The following is a 3,651-nucleotide window of genomic DNA, read 5'->3' on the forward strand; positions in this document are numbered from 1 at the left end:
TGCGCGTCGTAATCAGTTACGTATATGATCTCATGAATCCCGTCGTTTTTCTAGGTGTGGAGGATTTGACGCTTACCAACCAGGCCTGTTGAATATCCAAAAAAATGGTAGAAAAAAGATCGCCATTTCTGTAGAATAGCTTGTACCACTAAACCGATTCAAGAAAGAGACGATCTCATGAAAAATTGTATCACGATCCCATCCGTTCTTCAATCCATTCTGAGTGCTGAAGAAGTCAAATCAATTGTGCAAATGATAGGTTGGCGTGGCCTCATGTAGCTTGTCGAGTGCGCGAGCGAGCGCGTCATCATTCAAATCATCGGCAGTTACATCGTCACCGAACAACAGCCCAACGTCTAGAGGGGATCTTTGCTGCTAAGTACATTGATGACAAGGGCTTTGATTCGCGCACCGGGCGACGGCTTGCAGCGGCTCGCATCCCATGGAAGCAGTTCATTCAAAGTCTGCTCAAACTCGATTTCACGACAAAGTCGGTCCACCAACACGGTGGGGCCGGAAGTATATTCGGTAAATTATTTTGATGTCGATGGAAACCGAGTTAATGGTTCAGTTCCAATAGAGTACAGCGGACAGCATGGTAACGACCCAACGGACCTTAGTTTTAGGATATCCTCTTCTGGAGTCCTTTTTTATGCGTTTTAAGGGATCAAAATGATAACGGACTCCACCTACAATTTCTTTATATACAGACACCCTTTTACAAAGATATTATTTGATAGGAAACTATTTCTGGTTTTACAAGTTTTAAGAATCTAATCTTTTGGAGGGTAACTGTTCGTGTATACCTTATGTAATTTAGGAAAAATTTTAATGTATTTCAATGCTTTTTTAATAATGTTTATTTTGCCCCTTGAGAAGGCTAATGCTTATTTGTCAGCATCGTATTCTGAAAGCTCGTATAATTATGATTCATCTGGAAGGCTAATAAATGTTCAATTGCCTACAGGACAAGGGAGAGAATATATTTACGATGCGAATGGAAATATAACTCGAAACTTTGCATCCCTTTCTTTTGATGGTACGAAACAAATAAGCCTCAATAATATTGCAGTGAATACTAAGCCAGGTGGAAAAAACACGGTGGAGTTTTGGATGTATTGGACTGGTACAGAAGGCGTTATGCCGTTCTCATGGGACGGGCCCTATGACCTTTGGTTTAGCGGAGGTTATTTTGGCTTTAATACCGGAGAATCAAACATATTGGGGATATCGTCAGCAGATTTGAAGAACCGGTGGGTACATATTGCGGCAACGTTTTATAACGGTGTACCGGATGCAGTAAATAATGAGCTTTACATTAATGGAGTAAAGCAAAATTTAGCTCCTGTTTTGGGCAAGACGACGTCGTCGGTAACAGTAACTTCCAATGCAGTTGTATCAGGAGCTTCAAATAACAATATGTATCGATTTATCGGCAAAATAGGTACGATGAGGATATGGAATCATGCATTGTCGGCAACGGAGATTCAAGCAAATATGTATAAGTTGTATAAGGAAATGGAAGCCGGTTTAGTGGGGTATTGGAAGTTAGGAGAAATACCCTCTCAAAATACATCGCTTGCATTTGAGGGTACGAAGCAAGTAAGCCTGAATAACATAGCGGCAAATACAGCGTCGGGGGCAAAAAATACAGTAGAGTTTTGGATGTATTGGGATGGAACGGAGGGAGGAATGCCGTTCTCATGGGATGGGATGTATAATCTATGGTTTTCCGGCGGATATTTTGGATTTAATACGGGAGAAAGTAATGTGTTAGGCATACCGTCGGCGAATCTAAAAAACAAATGGACCCATGTGGCAGCGACGTTCTTTAACGGAGTGCCTGATGCAACAAATAATGAGCTGTACATTGATGGGATCAAGCAGAACCTTACCGCGGGACAAGGAACTACAACAGCATCTCGAAACGTAGCATCGTCGGCCATGGTATCAGGCTCAATAGGCACACCTCATTATAGGTTTAATGGTAGAATCGGCGAGCTTCGGATATGGAACTATCCATTATCGCAATCCGAAGTGCAATCGAACATGTATAAAGTGATTACAGGAATGGAACCAGGTGTAGCAGGATATTGGAAACTCAGTGATCGACCTTTACCGAATACATCGCTTGCATTTGAGGGTACCAAGCAAGTAAGTCTGAATAACATATCAGTAAATACAGCGTCGGGAGCAAAAAACACAGTAGAGTTTTGGATGTATTGGGATGGAACGGAGGGAGGAATGCCGTTCTCATGGGATGGAATGTATAATCTATGGTTTTCCGGCGGATATTTTGGATTCAATACGGGAGAAAGCAATGTGTTAGGCATACCGTCGGCGAATCTAAAAAACAAATGGACCCATGTGGCAGCAACGTTCTTTAACGGAGTGCCTGATGCAACGAATAATGAGCTGTACATTGATGGGATCAAGCAGAATCTTACCGCGGGACAAGGGATCACAACGGCATCTCGAAACGTAGCATCGTCGGCCATGATATCAGGTTCAATAGGCACACCTCATTATAGGTTTAACGGTAGAATCGGCGAGCTTCGGATATGGAACTATCCATTATCGCAATCAGAAGTGCAATCGAACATGTATAAAGTGATTGCAGGAATGGAACCAGGTGTAACAGGATATTGGAAACTCAGTGATCGACCTTTACCGAATACATCGCTTGCATTTGAGGGTACGAAGCAAGTAAACCTGAATAACATAGCAGTAAATACAGCGTCGGGAGCAAAAAACACAGTAGAGTTTTGGATGAATTGGGATGGAACAGAGGGAGGAATGCCGTTCTCATGGGATGGGATGTATGATCTATGGTTTTCCGGCGGATATTTTGGATTTAATACGGGAGAAAGCAATGTGTTAGGCATACCGTCGGCGAATCTAAAAAACAAATGGACCCATGTGGCAGCAACGTTCTTTAACGGAGTGCCTGATGCAACAAATAATGAGCTGTACATTGATGGGATCAAGCAGAACCTTACCGCGGGACAAGGAATCACAACGGCATCTCGAACCGTAGCATCGTCGGCCATGGTATCAGGCTCAATAGGCACACCTCACTATAGGTTTAATGGTAGAATCGGCGAGCTTCGAATATGGAATTATCCATTGTCTTCCTCTAGTATTCAAGAAAATATGTTTAGGAACTTTAGTGGCAAAGAAAAAGGGTTGGTAAAGTTTTCAAGACCTAATTTAGAGAAATCTTAAAGGATTCAATGGGCATTGCGCATAAGAGCTTTGATTCGGTAGCGAGAATTTTTACTCACAAACACAAAATTTAAGAAGGGGTGTTGCAGGAATGTCTTTATCTAGAAGAAGTTTGGTCAGAGCAGCATTCTTTATCGTGTTTGTTATATCTTTAATTACTTTTCCGTTACATATTCAAGCAGAGACGAGTAGCTGTGCACCACTTTCAGAAGTTTCCGTCATACAGTTAAGAGATAAAGAATCAAGCTACAGTTATGATGCTGATAATAAATTAAAAGCAGCCGAGAACCATAAAAATGGAACCTTGCATTGGACAAAAAACATATTTGATTCGAATGGAAATCTTATTAACTCAACTTTCGCAGCATGAAATCGGCAAACAAGCCTTGATATAACTGGGCAAAGCGGCAATCCATTGCTGAAGTT

The 3,651-nt window shown here is 41.8% G+C and carries 3 protein-coding genes; 2 read left to right on the top strand and 1 reads right to left on the bottom strand.

The window, feature by feature from the left end:
- Window positions 1-240: 240 nt before the first annotated feature.
- On the bottom strand, window positions 241-345 hold the full coding sequence (locus NLX71_RS27240; protein ID WP_375377976.1) for a DUF4277 domain-containing protein: 105 nt from the start codon (window positions 343-345) through the stop codon (window positions 241-243).
- A gap of 453 nt (window positions 346-798) precedes the next feature.
- Between NLX71_RS27240 and NLX71_RS26060 the strand changes: the two genes are divergently transcribed.
- Both NLX71_RS26060 and NLX71_RS26065 read left to right on the top strand, forming a co-directional pair.
- Window positions 799-3,225: a LamG-like jellyroll fold domain-containing protein gene (locus NLX71_RS26060; RefSeq protein WP_254366710.1), complete on the top strand. Its 2,427-nt coding sequence runs from the start codon at window positions 799-801 to the stop codon at window positions 3,223-3,225.
- A 91-nt stretch (window positions 3,226-3,316) separates the two neighbouring features.
- Window positions 3,317-3,595: a hypothetical protein gene (locus tag NLX71_RS26065; RefSeq protein WP_254366711.1), complete on the top strand. Its 279-nt coding sequence runs from the start codon at window positions 3,317-3,319 to the stop codon at window positions 3,593-3,595.
- Window positions 3,596-3,651 lie beyond the last annotated feature (56 nt).

The sequence above is a fragment of the Paenibacillus sp. MZ04-78.2 genome, assembly GCF_024213375.1.
In the GTDB taxonomy this organism is placed as follows: Bacteria; Bacillota; Bacilli; order Paenibacillales; family NBRC-103111; genus Paenibacillus_G.